Below are 15,728 nucleotides of genomic sequence, written 5' to 3'. Positions count from 1 at the left end.
GGTGTTCCTGGGTGACCGCGCCGATGTGACCACCTATCTCGATCATGCCGCCGGCGCGCCAGCTGATCCGCTGCGGGCTGACGTTGGAGAAGTCGAACGCCGGACTGATGAAGTTGGCGACGATGTTGATCCCGATCGTCGCGATGGCGAAGGTCAATGCGCCCAACACGATTGCGAACGTGCTGTCGATCCGGGCGACGGTCTCCACCGGGTCGGTGATCAGTTCGCCGAACACCGGCAGCGTCAGCGATGCGGTCACCACCACCAGCACCGAGAACACCAGGAAGTTCACCGGCAGGCCGAGCAGGTTGCCCTTCTTGACGGCGACGAAAGACCGTCCGTAACGGGCGAAGTCGCCGAAGTTCAGCATCGGACCGGAGAAGTAGGACACCACCAGCGCGATCGCACCAAGCATCACCGGAACCGACGCCCACCCGGTGTAGGTCACCTCGCCGAGGTTGAGATCGATGGCGGCCCAGCCTGCCTGAGCGATGAGGTACCCGCAGAGCAGGAACATCACGACGTAGACGGCGGGCCCGCAGAAGTCGATGAACTTGCGGATGGATTCCATGCCCCGCCAGAACACGCAAGCCTGCAGGACCCACAGCAGCAGGAAACTACCCCAGCCCAGCAGGGACAGCCCGGCGAACCCGTAATCGGCGACCACGGCGTAGGGCGCCAGCGCCGGGATCAGTTTGACGAGCACGATGTCGAGCGCCGCAGAGGCCAGGAAGGTCTGGATGCCGTACCAGGCGACGGCGATCAGTCCACGGATGATGGCCGGGATGTTGGCGCCGAGCACACCGAACACCGTCCGGCAGATCACCGGGTAGGGCACGCCGGCGGCCTGACTCGGTTTGGCGACCAGGTTGCAGAAGAAGTAGACGATGGTGATGCCGATGAGCAACGCCACCAGCACCTGCCAACTGGCCAGGCCGAGCGCGAACAGGCTGCCCGCCGTGACATAGCCGCCGACGCTGTGCACGTCGGACATCCAGAACGCAAAGATGTTGTAGGAGCCCCACGTCTGCTTGCACAGGGGTGCGAGGTCCTCGTTGGTCAGCCGTGGGTCGTAGCCGGGTTGGATCTCACCGCTGCCCACCGGATGCCCGGCCGCCTCGACGAGATCCCCGGTCCCCTGGGATAGCGCGGTATCTGTCATGCGCCGACGCTAGAGACGTTGTGTTTCCCCGGTATTTCCCTGGGGCTATCCCGCCATTGCGCGGAAAATATATTCTCCGGAGATCAGGGCAACGTCGCAATCACCGGTGTTTCGGGTTGATTAGAGGGCTCATCAGGTGAGGGTGGCCGTGACCTCCCACAGCGCTTCCAGGTCGCCCGGTTCGGTGCGCAGCGGGCTCAGCGCCACCTCGGTCGCCCCGGCATCGAGGTAGGCCCGCAGCTGCTCACGTACCTGCTCGGCCGACCCGACGGCGGCCAGGTCGGCCAGGTCGGAAACCCCTTCGCGGGCAATGACCTTCTGATACGACGGGATGGTCGCGTAGAACGCCAACTGCTGCTCGGCCAGCTCCCGCGCGGCGCCGGCATCGTCGGACACCAGGGCGGGCACCATGGCGATCACCCGCGGTGCGGCCCGGCCCGCGGCGGCCGCGGCGTCGTTGATCGTCGGCGCGATGAACTCACCGATGGTGCGCGGACCGGCCAGATAAGGCAGGGTGCCGTCGGCGAGTTCGCCGGTCACCTGCAACGCCCTCGGGCCCATCGCCGCGACGTACACCGGGACCGGACTGCCGCCGGGCACGCCTACCGGCCACTCGGGAGCCGCGGTGAACTCGTCCCCGTGGAAGTCGACGGCGCCGTCGTCGAAGACGGCGCGCAGTACCCGAAGGTAATCGCGCAGCCGACCCACCGGGTTCTTCCACGCGGTGCCGAACGCCTGTTGCTCGGGCGCATGTGACCCGAGGCCGAGCCCCAGGCTGAAGGTTCCGTGGGCGGCGGCCTGCGCGGTCTGCGCCGCCCCCGCGACCAGCAGCGGGTGTCGCGGATTGATCGGCACCACCGAGGTGCCGACACCGAGGCCGGGCACGGCGGCACCGATCAGCCCGGCCAGCGTGATGGCGTCGACGTCGAACCGCTGAGCGATCCAGATCTGGCGCACGCCGGCGTCGAATGCGCGGCGGGCCTCGGCTATCGCGTCGTCGACGACGTTCGCGGCGGACAGGTTGGGTGCGTGGACGATTCCGGTGGGCATGCCGGCACCAACCGACAGCCAGGGGCGAGCTATTCCGTTGTGCTCACCGTGCGCGTAACTCAGTCCCAGCCGATGTCGTCGATTCCCGTGCTGGCCTGCGGCGGGGTGCCGGGGGTGGCAGCCGGGGTACGGGAGAACCGCGGCGCGGGCGCCGCCTGATCGACCCCGCCGACCTCGACCAGGGTCGAACGGGCCCGCAGATGCTCGTTGCCTGCGGCCTCGCCCCAGGTCAGCACCGGCGTCACGCACGCGTCGGTGCCTGCGAAGATCGCGGTCCATTCATCGCGGTTCCTGGATTTGAACCGCTCGGTGAAGATGGCCCGCATCTCGTCGTAGCGGGTCAGTTCGAACTGTCCGGGCACCTCGTCGTCGGCCAGGCCGAGCCCGGCCACCAGCTGTGCGAAGAACTGCGGTTCGATCGAGCCGACGGCCATATAGCCGCCGTCGGAGGTCTCGTAGGTGCGGTAGAAGGGCGCACCGCCGTCGAGCAGGAAGGATTCCCGCTCGTCGCGCAGCGTCCCGGTGGCCCGCATGGTCCACATCATCTGGGCCAGCATGCTCACCCCGTCCACCATCGCGGCGTCGATCACCTGGCCCTTGCCGGACCGTTCCCGCTCGTAGAGCGCCGCGACGATGCCCACCAGCACCAGCATGGATCCGCCGCCGAAGTCGGCGACCAGATTCAGCGGTGCGACCGGGGGCCGGTCGCGGAAACCGATCGCCGACAGCGCGCCGGTCTGCGACAGGTAGTTGATGTCGTGGCCGGCCGTCGTGGCCAGTGGACCGTCCTGGCCCCACCCGGTGATGCGCGCGAAGATCAGCCTCGGGTTGACCGCATCGCACTCGGCGGGCCCGATGCCGAGCCGTTCGCAGGTGCCGGGGCGGAAGCAGTCCAGCAGCACATCGGCCTTGGCGGCCAGGGCCAGCAGCCGGTCCGGTTCGGCCTTGACGTCGAGGTCGACGATCCGTTTCCCGCGGTGCAGCAGGTCGACGTTCTCGGCGGGCATGGTCAGCCCGCCGGGCCTGCGCACCCGGACGACGTCGGCCCCGAGGTCCGACAGCATCATGGCGGCGTGCGGCCCTGGGCCGATACCGCCGAGTTCGATGATTCTCACCCCGGTCAGGGGCCCGCGGTTGGTCATGACAGGCAGACTAGAGCCATGACCGACACCGGCTACACCGTTGCCGACTATCTGCTGGACCGGCTCGCCGAACTCGGGGTGACCGAGATCTTCGGAGTGCCAGGCGATTATCAGCTGGAGTTCCTCGACCACATCCTGGCCCATCCGCGGATGAGCTGGGTCGGCGGCGCCAACGAGCTCAACGCGGGCTACGCCGCCGACGGCTACGGCCGGTTGCGCGGGATGTCCGCGCTGGTGACGACGTTCGGTGTCGGCGAACTGTCGGCGGCCAACGCGGTCGCGGGCAGCTTCGCCGAACATGTCCCTGTGGTGCATATCGTCGGCGCGCCGTCGAAGGATTCCCAGGGCGCCCGGCGCATCGTGCATCACACCCTCGGCGACGGCGACTTCGAGCACTTCCTCCGGATGAGTCGTGAAATCACCTGCGCCCAGGCCAATCTGGTCCCGGCGACGGCGACCCGCGAAATCGACCGGGTGCTCTCGGAGGTCCGCGAGCAGAAGCGGCCGGGCTATCTGCTGCTGGCCACCGACGTGGCCCGCTTCCCCACCGAGCCGCCCGCCACGCCGCTGCCCCGCTACACCGGCGGCACCAGCCCGCGGGCGCTGTCACTGTTCACCGAGGCCGCCGCGAAGCTCATCGGCGAGCACCGGCTCACCGTGCTCGCCGACTTCCTGGTGCACCGGCTGGGCTGCGTCGACCAACTCAACGCGCTGCTGACCGCCGATACCGTTCCGCACGCGACGCTGATGTGGGGCAAGAGCCTGGTCGACGAGAGCTCACCGAACTTCCTGGGCATCTATGCCGGTGGCGCCAGCGAGGACACCGTCCGCGACGCCATCGAGAACGCGCCCGTCCTGGTGACCGCGGGGGTGCTGTTCACCGATATGGTCAGCGGGTTCTTCAGCCAGCGCATCGACCCGGCCCGCACGATCGACATCGGCGCCAACCAGAGCGTGATCGCCGGGCAGGTGTACGCCCCGATCGATATGGCGGCCGCGCTGGACGCCGTGACCGCGATCCTGACCGAACGCGGCGTCACCTCCGCGGCGCTTCCCGCCGCGCCGGCACGGCCGAAGGCCGACCCGCCGGACCGCGACACCGCCCTGACCCAGGAAACCTTGTGGGACAGGCTCGCCGACGCGCTGACGCCGGGCAATGTGGTGCTCGCCGACCAGGGCACCTCGTTCTACGGGCTGGCCGGGCACCGGCTGGCATCCGGGGTGACGTTCATCGGCCAGCCGTTGTGGGGGTCGATCGGCTACACCCTGCCCGCCGCGGTCGGGGCCGGGCTGGCCGACCGGGACCGCCGCACGGTACTCCTGATCGGCGACGGCGCCGCCCAGCTGACCGTGCAGGAGCTCGGCGCCTTCGGCCGGGAACGGCTGGCGCCCGTCGTCGTGGTGGTCAACAACGACGGGTACACCGTGGAGCGTGCCATTCACGGGGTGACCGCCGAGTACAACGACATCACCGGCTGGCGCTGGACCGAACTGCCCGCCGCGCTGGGGGTGCCCGATGCGCTGACCTTCCGGGTGGCCACCTACGGCGAACTCGACGACGCCTTGACCGCGGCGGCGGACGCCGCCGACCGCATGGTGTTCGTCGAGGTGCTGCTGGGCCGGATGGACATCCCGCCGCTGCTGACCGACCTGGCGCAGTCCGCGTCGGCGGCCAACGCGCAGTGAGGCTCAGCCCTTCTTGAGCTTGAGGACGTGCCGGCGCAGCCCTTCGGTGGCGGTTTCCAGGCCGCCCTTCATGGTGCGTTTGACGATGAAGCCCGGCAGCGGCACCGCCAGGTCGATCGAGAGGTCGAAACGCACCTTGGTCTTGTCGCCGGCGGGGGTCAGGGTGTAGCTGGCGTCCTGCGCCTTGAGCTGCCCGGAGCTCACCAGGGTCCAGGCCACCTTGTTCTCGGTCCAGGTGTACTCAACCACCTGCTCGTCGGTGAGCCCCGCGGCCTTGATGACGTTCTTGACCCGCTTGGGCCTGCCGTCGTCGTAACTGTCGACGACTTCGGAACGCTGGTACTGCGGTGACCAGTCGGGAACGGCCTCGACGTCGGCGAGCACGTCGAGGATCTCCTGCGGCGTCGCCTCGATCACTACGTCCCGGGAATCGCTGGTTGCCATGCGCGGATTCTATTCGGTCTACGCTCGCCCTCATGAGCAATGCCGTCGATCCGAATGCCCGACCGAGTGGACCCGGATGTGCGGAGTGCACCGCGGCCGGCGGCTGGTGGGTGCACCTGCGGCGCTGCGCGGCGTGCGGGCACATCGGCTGCTGCGACGATTCGCTGGGCCGGCATGCGTCGGCGCACTGGCGCGACAGCGGGCATCCGATCATCCGCTCGTTCGAGCCGGGCGAGGACTGGTTCTGGAACTTCGAGGCCAACCAGTACTACGACGGGCCGGAGCTCGCCGAACCGCAGCACCATCCGAAGGACCAGCCGGTGCCGGGCCCCGAGGGGCAGGTACCCAAGGACTGGGCCACCATTCTGCGCAGCCGTTAACCGGCGAGCACGGCCTTGGCTGCGTTGTAGCCGGGGATGAAGGTGATGCCGGGCCCGCCGTGACAGCCCGCGCTGCCCAGGTACAGCCCGGATATTGGGATCGGTTGGTCGACATAGCCTTTGGGGCCCGGACGGTTGGGGCCGAGCTGCTCGGGGTGTACCAGCCCGTGGCAGTAGTCGCCGCCGGGTGCGCCGAACATCGTTCCCATGTGTTTGGGGGTGAAGGTGGTGTGGCGGATGATCCGCCGCTCGAAGTCCGGCGCCAGCCTGCCGATCTTCTCGATCACCCGCCTGCCCATCTCGGCCTTGAGCTCGCCGTAACCGGACCGCGACCCCTCGACCGGGAACCACAGCGAAAACGCCGACGCCGCATGCTTTCCCGCGGGCGCCAGGATCGGATCATGGGCCGACGGGATCTGCAACGCGATGGCCGGATCGGCGGGCACGATCCCGTTCCTGGCGTCCTGCCACTGCTGCTGCAGCTCCTCGGGGGTGCTGAAAATGCCGATGGCGGCCTGCATCTCCGGATCGTTGAGCAGCTCATAGGGGGTGGCGAAGGTGGGGGCCCCGTCCAGCGCGAAGTGCATCTGCAGGTAGCTGCCACGATGGTCGACGCGGCCGAACCGGTCCCGGATCTCGGCGGGCAGGACCGCGGGGTCGATGAGGTCGGTGACGGTGAGGTCGGGTGCGACGGCCGAGACGACGACGGGTGCGCTGACGGTTTCACCATCGGCCAGTTGCACCCCGGTGACCCGGCCGGCCTCGACCAGGATCCGTTCGACCGCACTGCGTAACCGCAGCTCACCTCCGCTACCGAGGAGCCGTCCGCGCAGGTGATCGGTGAGCGCGCCGATCCCGCCCGCCAGCTTCTTCATCAGCACGGCGTTCTCGTCGGGCACGGCCAGCCCATAGGCCAGCGAGGCCGCGCTGCCGGGGGACTCGGGTCCCCGGTAGGTGGTGTTGACCGCCAGGAACGCCAGCATGCCGCGCAGGGCGCCGTGCTTCTCCCGGTCGGGCAGGTAGCGGTCCAGCACATCGCTGACCGAGCCGAACAGCAGGTCGTTGATCGCCGCACGTTCGGGTTCGGTTGTGGCGCAGGCATACATCTCGTCGAGAGTGTGGGGCGCACGGTCGGCGTCGAAGCGGCCCAGCGCGCGGGTCGGCGCCTGACTCCACGCCATCAACCCGGCCATCCCGGTGACGGCGTCGGCGCCGTGCACCTCGCCGAGGTGGGTGAGCATCTTCATCGGGTCGGCGTAGTAGACCACCGGGGCGTCGCCGATCCCGCGCAGCGACACCGACATCACGTCGAGGTCGATGACCGGCAGGTCGTCGAGTCCCAGTTCGCGGCTGACCACGGCCGAGGTCGGGAATTGCAGCGATCCGGCGATCTCGAACCGGTAGCCGTCGAACAGTTCGACGGTCGAGGCCATCCCGCCGGCGTACCGCTTGGCCTCCAGGCACACGGTGCGCAGTCCGGCGCGCGCCAGCAGCGCCGCTGCGGTGAGTCCGTTGTGGCCCGCGCCGATCACGACCGCGTCGTATTCCGCCATCAGCCGAGGCTGGCACGCCGGTAAAAGTTTTGTCAATAGTGACAAAACATGTCAGTCGAGGCCGGTGCGCAGCGCCTCCAGCGCGGTCCGGCACAGCCGGGCCAGCTCGGGCAGCGACCGCTCCCCCGCCTCGTTTCCGGTCATCCAGACCTCCATGGCGCCGAACACCGACGCCGCGACGCAGCGGGCCGTGACCGCGATGCGCAGTCGGTCGTCACCGGCGGGTGGCCCGGGGGCGCGCCGGGTCAGGTGATCGGACACCGCGTCGGCGAAATCGGTCTCGACCTGGCGGATGTGGCGGACGATGCGGCCCGGGTCGAGTTCGGCGGCCCGCATCGCGGCGATCTTCGGGATGGCGTCGACGTCGTAGGGAAAGGCCAGGATCGCCGAGGACACCGAGTCGAAGATCGATTCGCCGGCGGGCCGCTCGGCCAGGGCGGCCCGGAACCAGTGCAGCCCGGAATCGTAATCGGCGAACAGCAGATCGTGTTTCGAGGCGAAGTGCCGGTAGAAGGTGCGCTGCGACACCCCGGCGTCGGCGGCGATCTGTTCAGCCGAGGTGTCCTCGACGCCCTGGGCCAGAAAACGCACCAGGGCGGCCTGCCGCAGCGCCTCACGGGTGCGTTCGCTGCGCGCGGTCTGCGCCGGCCTGGCCATGCCGGTAAGTTACCGCAACCGCCGAGCGGCCCGACCAAATGTCAATATTGACAAAACTTGGTCGGGCGAGTGTGCTCACCAGATGGTGTCACTCATCGTTCACGCGGTGCTGGGTTTCGCGGTCATCGCACTCATCGTCCGGCTCAACCCGCAGATCTTCTCCCGCCCACCGGGACCGGCGGTCTCGGCGACCGAGTTGGCGTTCTACGTCGTGGGGGTCGCATCGATCCCGTTGTGCTGGTATTTCAACGCCCAGTTCGTCGCGCAGTACGCGGCGCCCGGCGGCAACCCGATCTGGGGCCCCGGCAGCTGGCAGCAGTTCATCGCGCTCGGCTACGACAACCCGGCGGCGAGCTCGGCGAGCGCCGACTACACGATCGCGAATGTCATTCTGCTGCCGCTGTTCACCATCATCGACGGGCTGCGCCGCGGCATCCGCCACCCGTGGCTGTTCTTTGTGTCGAGCCTGTTCACCAGCTTCGCCTTCGCGTTCGCGTTCTACTTCGCGACCATCGAACGCCAGCGCCGCCACCAACAGGCCGGCGTTCCGATCGGCTAGACCGGATCGGGTCGTCCCTCTCGCAGCTGGACGCCGGCTGTGAATTCACTGAGGATAGTTCTATATACCCAGGTCGGGGCCTCGGCCTGGACCTGTGCGCCGCCTCACAGTCACAGGAATGAATTTCCCGGTCGCCGCACGCGATGTACGGACTATGACGAGTGATGCCACCGTATCCGAACTGGACGGCCTCGACGACGAGCCCACCCGACGCATCGCCGAGTTGTACGCCAGCGATCCACAGTTCCGCGCCGCTGACCCGGTGCCCGCCGTCGTCGACGCCGCCCGTGCGCCGAACCTGCGGCTGTCCCAGATCCTGCAGACGCTGCTCACCGGTTACGGCGACCGGCCCGCCCTGGGGTACCGCACCACCGAGCCGGTCACCGATCCCGCCACCGGGCGCACCACCACCCGGCTGTTGCCGCGTTTCGACACCGTCAGCTACCGCGAGGTGTGGTCGCGGGTACGGGCCATCGCCTCGGCCTGGCGCCAGGACGCCACCAACCCGGTCACACCCGGCGACGCGGTCGCCACCATCGGGTTCGCCAGTGCCGACTACCTGACCCTGGACTTCGTCTGCGCCTATCTCGGGTTGGTGACGGTTCCACTGCAACACAACGCGCCGGTCTCGCGTCTCGCACCGATCCTGGCCGAGGTCGAGCCCCGGGTCGTGGCGGTCAGCGCCGAATACCTCGACCTGGCGATCGAAGCCGTCCAGGATGTCGCCTCGATCGCTCAACTGGTGGTGTTCGACTACCGCCAGGAGCTCGACGATCACCGCGACGCCCTCGAGCGCACCCGTAACCGGCTGGGCGGCACCGGAATCGCCGTGACCACGCTCGGTGAGGTGATCGACCGCGGTTCCGTGCTCGCCGCCGAACCGCCCTACACCGACGGCACCGACGAGCGGCTCGCGATGATCATGTACACCTCGGGTTCCACCGGGGCGCCCAAGGGGGCGATGTACACCGAGGCGATGCTGTCGCGGCTGTGGACGTCGTCGTTCGTCTCCGACAACACCACCCCGGTCTTCAACGTCAACTTCATGCCGCTCAACCACCTCGGCGGCCGGCTGCCGCTGGTGTCCTCCGTACAGGCCGGCGGCGTCAGCTATTTCGTCCCCGAATCGGATATGTCCACGCTGTTCGACGATTTCGCGCTGGTCCGGCCCACCGAGCTGGGCCTGGTTCCCCGGGTGGCCGACATGCTCTTCCAGCGGTATCGCGGCACCGTCGACCGTCTCGTCGCCGAGGACGCCGACGAGGCGACCGCCAAGAAAGCGGCCGGCGCCGAGTTGCGCGAGCAGGTCCTCGGCGGCCGGGTGCTCGGCGGGTTCGTCGGCACCGCCCCGCTGGCCGCGGAGATGAAGGAATTCCTGGACACCGTGCTCGGCGTGCACATCATCGACGGTTACGGCCTGACCGAAACCGGTGCGGTGACCCGCGACGGTGTGGTGACGCGTCCCCCGGTGACCGACTACAAGCTCGTCGACGTTCCGGAACTGGGCTACTTCAGCACCGACAAGCCGCACCCGCGCGGCGAATTGCTGGTCAAATCAACCACTTTGACGCCCGGCTACTACAAGCGGCCCGATGTCACCGCGAGCGTGTTCGACGAGGACGGGTATTACCGGACCGGCGACGTGATGGCCGAGATCGAGCCCGACCGGTTGGTGTATGTGGACCGGCGCAACAATGTGCTCAAGCTGGCCCAGGGCGAGTTCGTCGCGATCGCCAACCTGGAGGCCGTCTACGCCGGTGCGCCCCTGGTGCGCCAGATCTTCGTCTACGGCAACAGCGAACGCGCCGCTCTGCTCGCGGTGATCGTGCCCACCCCCGAGGCCCTCGCCCACTTCGACGCCGATGCGCTCAAGACCGCGCTGGCCGAATCGCTGCAGCGCACCGCCGGGGAGGCCGAACTGCAGTCCTATGAGGTGCCCGCCGATTTCATCGTCGAGACCGAGCCGTTCAGCGCGGCCAACGGCCTGCTGTCCGGGGTCGGAAAACTGCTGCGGCCCAACCTCAAAGAACACTATGGGCAACGGCTGGAGCAGATGTACGCCGATATCGCCGCCGCGCGGGCCGACGAGCTGCGCGCGCTGCGGGAATCCGCCAAAACCCAGCCGGTGATCGACACCCTGACCCGCGCCGCCGCCTCCATCCTCGGCAGCGGTCGGGTTCCGGCCGAGGCCCATTTCACCGATCTGGGTGGGGATTCACTGTCGGCGCTGACGCTGTCGAATCTGCTGGGCGAGCTGTTCGACATCGAGGTGCCCGTCGGCACCATCGTCAACCCGGCGGCCAACCTGGCCCAGCTGGCCGCGACCATCGAAGCCCAGCGCGCCTCGGGGAGCCGCAGGCCCACCTTCGCGACCGTGCACGGCACCGGAGCGACCGAGATCCGGGCCGCCGAGCTGACCCTCGACAAGTTCATCGACGCCGCGACGTTGGCCGCCGCCCCCGGGCTGCCGATGACGACCGGGGAACCCACCACCGTGCTGCTCACCGGGGCCAACGGCTGGCTGGGCAGATTCCTGACCCTGCAGTGGCTGCAGCGGTTGTCGCAGACCGGCGGGAAGTTGATCGCGATCGTGCGCGGCCGGGACGACGCCGAGGCCAGGGCGAGGCTGGTGCGCGCATACGACACCGACCCGGACCTGGCGCGGGAATTCGCCACACTGGCCGCCGACCACCTCGAGGTGCTGGCCGGCGACATCGGTGAACCGAATCTCGGTCTGGCTCCGCAGAACTGGCGGCGACTGGCCGCCGACGCCGACCTGATCGTGCATCCGGCCGCGCTGGTCAACCATGTGCTGCCCTACCAGCAGCTGTTCGGCCCGAACGTGGTCGGCACCGCCGAACTGATCAAGCTGGCCATCACCGACCGGATCACGCCCGTCACCTACCTGTCCACGGTCGCGGTGGCGATGGGAACGGCACCCGGACGGTTCGAGGAGGACGGCGACATCCGCGGCGTCAGCCCGGTGCGCCCCATCGACGACGGCTACGCCAACGGGTACGGCAACAGCAAGTGGGCCGGCGAGGTGCTGCTGCGCGAGGCGCATGACCTGTGCGGGCTGCCGGTCGCCACGTTCCGGTCGGACATGATCCTGGCTCACACCCGCTACCCGGGTCAGCTCAACGTGCCCGATATGTTCACCCGGTTGCTGCTGAGCCTGCTGCTCACCGGGATCGCGCCGCGGTCGTTCTACGCTGGTGACGGGCTGGGCAGCCGGCCGCGCGCCCACTACGACGGCCTGCCGGTCGACTTCATCGCCGAGGCGATCACCACGCTCAACCCGTCGGAGGGCTACGTCTCCTACGACGTGATGAACCCGCACGACGACGGGGTCTCGCTGGATGTGTTCGTGGACTGGCTGATTCGCGGGGGCAATCGGATCGAACGGGTCGACGACTATGCCGACTGGCTGCGCCGCTTCGAGACCGCGCTGACCGCGCTGCCGGAGAAGCGGCGGGCCCAGACCGTGCTGCCGCTGCTGCACGCGTTCGCCCACCCGGATCAGCCGGTGCGCGGCGCGGCGGGCCCCACCGCGGTGTTCCACGCCGCGGTGCGGGCGGCGAAGGTGGGCCCCGGCGGCGACATCCCGCACCTCGAGCAAGGCCTGATCGACAAGTACGTCAGCGATCTGCGCCGGCTGGGCCTGGTCTGACCGCGGTCAGCTGCCCGGCTCCAGCAGGGCGATCGAGGCGTTGACGGCCTCCTCGGCGATATCGCTCATCCGGCCGCCGTCCTCGACCGTGGTGGCGGTGAGCTCACGCAGACCGCCGAGCAGCATGACGACCCGTTGCCGCGACACCGCCACGCCCGCGGCGTGGAACTCCTCGGTATCGCTCATGGCCTGCACCATGGTGACGAAGTTCTCCATGGCCTCGCGCTGCAGGGCGCGGGCCGAGGCCCCGAGCGCGGGCACGTCGCGGATCCAGCTCACCATCAGCTGGGGCCGCGCCTCCCCCGACGCGATCCACGCCTCGATGGCCTGGCGAACCTGGTCCCGCCAGGGCGCGTGCGGATCGACGGCGGCCGTGATCAGCCGGACCTGTTCGGCATTGGCCGCGGTCAGCAGCGCCAGGAAGCATTCCTCGCGACCGGCGAAGTGTTCGTAGAAGGTGCGCCGCGAGGTGCGTGCCCGGCGCACGATGTCGGCGACCGTGGTCTTGTGGTAGCCGTCGTCGATGATCGACGCTTCGAGAGCGTCGAGCAGGCGCGCCCGGAAGTCGGTCTTGTCGGTCGGTCCTGCCGTGACGCCATCAGTCATATCGGGCTGCCATGCTACTGACCCGCGGACCGGATCAGCGGCGCACCGTCGGGCTGTGTCCGAGGTCGGTGCGCGGCGCCGGGCGGTTGCCCAGCTGATTCTGCTGAAAGCTCAGGCACGTCCCCAGATGACCGCCCACGCAGGGCACACCGTTGACGGTGGGCACCGGCCCACCCGAGTACACGCCGGTGGGGTCGCGGTCGGCCGGCTCGGCCGCAGCCGACGGCGCGAGCACCACCGCGAGTGCCCAGAAACCGACGACCGCCCGGCCCATACCAGCAGCGTAGCCCCGCGGAGTCAGCCGATCGGGGTCAACGGGCTCAGCACATCGCGGACGAATTGGGCGATGTTGATGCTGGGATTGCCGTCGGGAAAACTCACCGTCGACAGGATGGTGCCGCCCGCGTCGGCGAAGTTCTGATCGGCACGGCCCTGATGCGTCGAGGACGTCACCAGGATGATGCCCGAGGTGCCCGCCTTCTTGGCCAGCGGCACCGAGAACTGCGCGTTCTGGACGGTGCTGTTGGCCCGGTCCTCGACGATGATGCGGTTGGCCGGAAAACCGAGCATGAGCAGCAGGTTGCGCATCGCCCCGGCCTCGGTCTGGCCGTTCTGCGGGTTACCGCCGGTGACGATGATCGGCGACTGCGGGAACGACTGCGCGATCATCAGCCCGGTGAGGACGCGGTGGTAGAGGATCGGACGCATCGAACCGTCGGGCTTGAGGCCGTAGCCCAGGATGACGATGGCCGGCTTCGAGAAGTCCTTGCCCGCCACCGGCGGCGCGGCCTGCGCGATGGACGGGGCCAGACCGCCGAGGGCGACGGTCAGGACCAGGACGATCGCCGCCGCACCCCGGCGCGAGCGGCCACTTATGGCACGCATTTTCGGCCGGACCGTGCCAAAACTGGCCACTCGACGCACGATCCCACCCCCGAATAGTTGCGACACGCGTGATTATCGATGCCAATGAGGGCGATGTTACAGATAAGCTCCGTGAGGCGCAGTGTGCCTACTGTGAGAGATGAGCAGGAATCGGGTAGTGCGAACGAAAAGCGTTGGCGCACTTCGTCGTTCGCGCGGCCAGAGCGTCGGCATCTTCCGTGCTAGTCCACCACCGAGCTTCTGCGGATCGGGCCCGAGCCCCCGCTAATCGACCGGCCTTCGGTGCCGAGGGTGAGCACGATATTCCATCGACCCCTTACGCCGCAGGGGTTTAATCTTCGCCAGCGAATATGCGACAAGGTAGAGAACCGCGAACGTGCCAACAGTAATTATCGAGACGATTGCGAATTGGACATACTGCTCACGTGCAATGCGATAACCCCAACTGGCATCACCGATTCCCAGCCCGATGCCGAAGAAGACGAGAAATCCCGCTCCGATGATTCCCGGCCCCCAATCCTCGCAACCACTTTCGATGAATATGCGCAGGTTAATCGCGGCGATGAGCATAAGCACGGCAACCATCCACCACATCTTTCTCGCGGTGAGAAGCCCACTGTAAGCATCGGGCGCTGGATCATGCTCCGTATGATCTTCGTCGTCTACGGCATTTTCTATCGGCTTGCCCTCAGGGTCCGGATCACTATCTTGGGCCGTTAGCGCGTATATCTTGCCACGGATCTTGATGTAGGGCGTGTAGCCGTACGCAGCTATTCCCATTGCGGCGAATATAGCAAGGCCGACCAAGAGTCCTTTTCCTACATCCGGGTACAGCGTGAGAAAAGCGGCGATTGCTCCGACGCAGGTACTGGACCAGTAGATACGACGTTGAGAGCTGCGACTGTGATCAAAGAACTGCTGAATCACAGCTACGGCGATGGCTGCTATAAAAATAATCTGAAAGAAGTCCCGCATCCGCCTATTTGCCCATCATCCAGTCCACTGCCGCTTCTCCTCCTATGCCGCCAGCCATCGCACCGAGAAACCCGACGACGAGTGTGCCTTCGGGCCCCACGAACGATCCCCAGAACGCACCAGCGGCCCACCCGCCGAGCATCGCTCCCCCTGTTCGACCGCCCAATTCCGCCAGTTCTTCTCCCACGGGTGCGCCATTCATAATATCGATGGCCGTGATTGCTGTGTCTACGCCAGTGCCGGCTACACCCAATTTGGAGCCAAAACTCTTGAGCGCTTCGGCATCGGCGTGAGACCACACCGGAGCCTTACCCCAATGTTCTCCCCCACGCATACCCTCGGCGTGGGCCTTGGCACCCTCGCCCAAGTTGGTCGCCTGGGTCGCAAGGCCCCCTGTCGCTTCTTTGATGACTTGATCGGGAGACTTCCCGTTTTTGATTTCCTCAACGGCAGCCTTGGCCCCGTCCTGCGACACCCCAAAGTGTTCGAGGTCGTTTGTGAATTGACTGAGCACCCGCGCGCGGCCCTCGACTTCAAGTCGGTCCATGAGCCGACTCGCGTCGTCCGGTGTCATGGACCCTGGATGTGCGGCCAGTTGCCCATTCTCGAGTGCATGTTGCATTTCAAGCCTGGCCTGCGCGCGAGTGCGGGCGTCACCGCCGACGACCGTATCGGTCGGCAGCGGGCCAGAGAAGTTGGCCATGCGATAGTCGTCGAGCCGTTCGCCAGCCAAGCGACGTGCTTTGTCACCACCGTGGATTGCGTCGTGACTGGTCGGGTCTGTGACGGTCTTATAGTCGCGGAGCCGGCCAGCCGCGTCCGCCTCTTCCCGGGACATATAGCCGGCTTTCCCCTCCATGCTGGGCAGATAGGCGGTCCTGCCCTCAGCATTGGCCCTGAGTTTGGACACCTTGCCCGGTTGTCGGAGCTGGTAGTTGTTTGACCTGCAGCGTTGCTTC

14 protein-coding genes and 1 pseudogene are annotated in these 15,728 nt (G+C 67.6%); 4 read left to right on the top strand and 11 right to left on the bottom strand.

From position 1 onward, the window contains the following. The 3 genes from ACWDTP_RS31085 to ACWDTP_RS31075 all read right to left on the bottom strand — a co-directional run. A partial coding sequence (locus ACWDTP_RS31085; RefSeq protein ID WP_450027053.1) for an NCS1 family nucleobase:cation symporter-1 occupies nt 1-1,162 on the bottom strand: 1,162 nt, incomplete at its 3' end. A gap of 132 nt (nt 1,163-1,294) precedes the next feature. Further along, on the bottom strand, nt 1,295-2,212 hold the full coding sequence (locus ACWDTP_RS31080) for a TIGR03564 family F420-dependent LLM class oxidoreductase (RefSeq protein WP_450027052.1): 918 nt from the start codon (nt 2,210-2,212) through the stop codon (nt 1,295-1,297). 59 nt (nt 2,213-2,271) lie between these two features. Next, nucleotides 2,272-3,354 (bottom strand): CaiB/BaiF CoA transferase family protein, encoded by a 1,083-nt coding sequence (locus ACWDTP_RS31075; protein WP_450027051.1) that lies wholly within the window; start codon nt 3,352-3,354, stop codon nt 2,272-2,274. Nucleotides 3,355-3,372: 18 nt separating this feature from the next. On the opposite strand from ACWDTP_RS31075, the gene ACWDTP_RS31070 reads away from it, so the two are divergent. Continuing rightward, entirely contained in the window at nt 3,373-5,040 is a 1,668-nt protein-coding gene (locus ACWDTP_RS31070) for an alpha-keto acid decarboxylase family protein (RefSeq protein WP_450027050.1), read from the top strand. A 3-nt stretch (nt 5,041-5,043) separates the two neighbouring features. Here the strand turns inward: ACWDTP_RS31070 and ACWDTP_RS31065 are convergent, their stop codons facing one another. Continuing rightward, entirely contained in the window at nt 5,044-5,484 is a 441-nt protein-coding gene (locus ACWDTP_RS31065) for an SRPBCC family protein (RefSeq protein ID WP_450027048.1), read from the bottom strand. Between the two features lie 32 nt (nt 5,485-5,516). On the opposite strand from ACWDTP_RS31065, the gene ACWDTP_RS31060 reads away from it, so the two are divergent. Further along, nucleotides 5,517-5,864, top strand: a complete 348-nt coding sequence (locus ACWDTP_RS31060) for a UBP-type zinc finger domain-containing protein (protein ID WP_450027046.1) — start codon at nt 5,517-5,519, stop codon at nt 5,862-5,864. Here the strand turns inward: ACWDTP_RS31060 and ACWDTP_RS31055 are convergent. Together ACWDTP_RS31055 and ACWDTP_RS31050 are read right to left on the bottom strand one after the other, a co-directional pair. Further along, nucleotides 5,861-7,417, bottom strand: coding sequence for a phytoene desaturase family protein (locus ACWDTP_RS31055; RefSeq protein WP_450027044.1), 1,557 nt, complete (start codon nt 7,415-7,417; stop codon nt 5,861-5,863). The two genes, ACWDTP_RS31060 and ACWDTP_RS31055, sit on opposite strands and share 4 nt — an antisense overlap. 51 nt (nt 7,418-7,468) lie before the next feature. Then, nucleotides 7,469-8,074, bottom strand: coding sequence for a TetR/AcrR family transcriptional regulator (locus ACWDTP_RS31050; RefSeq protein WP_450027042.1), 606 nt, complete (start codon nt 8,072-8,074; stop codon nt 7,469-7,471). 82 nt (nt 8,075-8,156) lie between these two features. Between ACWDTP_RS31050 and ACWDTP_RS31045 the strand changes: the two genes are divergently transcribed. Together ACWDTP_RS31045 and car are read left to right on the top strand one after the other, a co-directional pair. Continuing rightward, nucleotides 8,157-8,633 carry a DUF2834 domain-containing protein gene (locus tag ACWDTP_RS31045; protein ID WP_450027040.1) on the top strand — a complete coding sequence of 159 codons (477 nt, stop codon included), beginning with the start codon at nt 8,157-8,159 and terminating at the stop codon, nt 8,631-8,633. Nucleotides 8,634-8,787: 154 nt separating this feature from the next. After that, a complete protein-coding gene (car, locus tag ACWDTP_RS31040; protein ID WP_450027038.1) occupies nt 8,788-12,303 on the top strand; it encodes a carboxylic acid reductase in 3,516 nt (1,171 codons plus the stop codon). A 6-nt stretch (nt 12,304-12,309) separates the two neighbouring features. Here the strand turns inward: car and ACWDTP_RS31035 are convergent, their stop codons facing one another. The 5 genes and pseudogenes from ACWDTP_RS31035 to ACWDTP_RS31015 form a co-directional block, all read right to left on the bottom strand. Next, nucleotides 12,310-12,909, bottom strand: a complete 600-nt coding sequence (locus ACWDTP_RS31035) for a TetR/AcrR family transcriptional regulator (protein WP_450027036.1) — start codon at nt 12,907-12,909, stop codon at nt 12,310-12,312. Nucleotides 12,910-12,943: 34 nt separating this feature from the next. Further along, complete coding sequence (locus ACWDTP_RS31030) at nt 12,944-13,183, bottom strand: hypothetical protein (RefSeq protein ID WP_450027034.1); 240 nt, start codon at nt 13,181-13,183, stop codon at nt 12,944-12,946. 23 nt (nt 13,184-13,206) lie between these two features. After that, the gene (locus ACWDTP_RS31025; RefSeq protein ID WP_450027032.1) at nt 13,207-13,794 is read right to left on the bottom strand and encodes a YdcF family protein; all 588 of its coding nucleotides are present in this window, start codon (nt 13,792-13,794) and stop codon (nt 13,207-13,209) included. A 264-nt stretch (nt 13,795-14,058) separates the two neighbouring features. Next, complete coding sequence (locus ACWDTP_RS31020) at nt 14,059-14,769, bottom strand: hypothetical protein (protein ID WP_450027030.1); 711 nt, start codon at nt 14,767-14,769, stop codon at nt 14,059-14,061. 4 nt (nt 14,770-14,773) lie between these two features. Next, nucleotides 14,774-15,728: pseudogene (locus ACWDTP_RS31015) on the bottom strand (hypothetical protein); the annotation flags it as partial.

This window comes from Mycobacterium sp. NPDC003449 (genome assembly GCF_053588415.1).
This window is presented reverse-complemented; position numbering and strand designations above follow the sequence as displayed.

What these genes read in the sequence shown, in the direction of transcription:
- ACWDTP_RS31080 (WP_450027052.1), bottom strand. Translation starts at nt 2,212, where the DNA reads ATGCCCACCGGAATCGTCCACGCACCCAACCTGTCCGCCGCGAACGTC.
- ACWDTP_RS31075 (WP_450027051.1), bottom strand. Translation starts at nt 3,354, where the DNA reads ATGACCAACCGCGGGCCCCTGACCGGGGTGAGAATCATCGAACTCGGC.
- ACWDTP_RS31070 (WP_450027050.1), top strand. Translation starts at nt 3,373, where the DNA reads ATGACCGACACCGGCTACACCGTTGCCGACTATCTGCTGGACCGGCTC.
- ACWDTP_RS31065 (WP_450027048.1), bottom strand. Translation starts at nt 5,484, where the DNA reads ATGGCAACCAGCGATTCCCGGGACGTAGTGATCGAGGCGACGCCGCAG.
- ACWDTP_RS31060 (WP_450027046.1), top strand. Translation starts at nt 5,517, where the DNA reads ATGAGCAATGCCGTCGATCCGAATGCCCGACCGAGTGGACCCGGATGT.
- ACWDTP_RS31055 (WP_450027044.1), bottom strand. Translation starts at nt 7,417, where the DNA reads ATGGCGGAATACGACGCGGTCGTGATCGGCGCGGGCCACAACGGACTC.
- ACWDTP_RS31050 (WP_450027042.1), bottom strand. Translation starts at nt 8,074, where the DNA reads ATGGCCAGGCCGGCGCAGACCGCGCGCAGCGAACGCACCCGTGAGGCG.
- ACWDTP_RS31045 (WP_450027040.1), top strand. Translation starts at nt 8,157, where the DNA reads ATGGTGTCACTCATCGTTCACGCGGTGCTGGGTTTCGCGGTCATCGCA.
- car (WP_450027038.1), top strand. Translation starts at nt 8,788, where the DNA reads ATGACGAGTGATGCCACCGTATCCGAACTGGACGGCCTCGACGACGAG.
- ACWDTP_RS31035 (WP_450027036.1), bottom strand. Translation starts at nt 12,909, where the DNA reads ATGACTGATGGCGTCACGGCAGGACCGACCGACAAGACCGACTTCCGG.
- ACWDTP_RS31030 (WP_450027034.1), bottom strand. Translation starts at nt 13,183, where the DNA reads ATGGGCCGGGCGGTCGTCGGTTTCTGGGCACTCGCGGTGGTGCTCGCG.
- ACWDTP_RS31025 (WP_450027032.1), bottom strand. Translation starts at nt 13,794, where the DNA reads ATGCGTGCCATAAGTGGCCGCTCGCGCCGGGGTGCGGCGGCGATCGTC.
- ACWDTP_RS31020 (WP_450027030.1), bottom strand. Translation starts at nt 14,769, where the DNA reads ATGCGGGACTTCTTTCAGATTATTTTTATAGCAGCCATCGCCGTAGCT.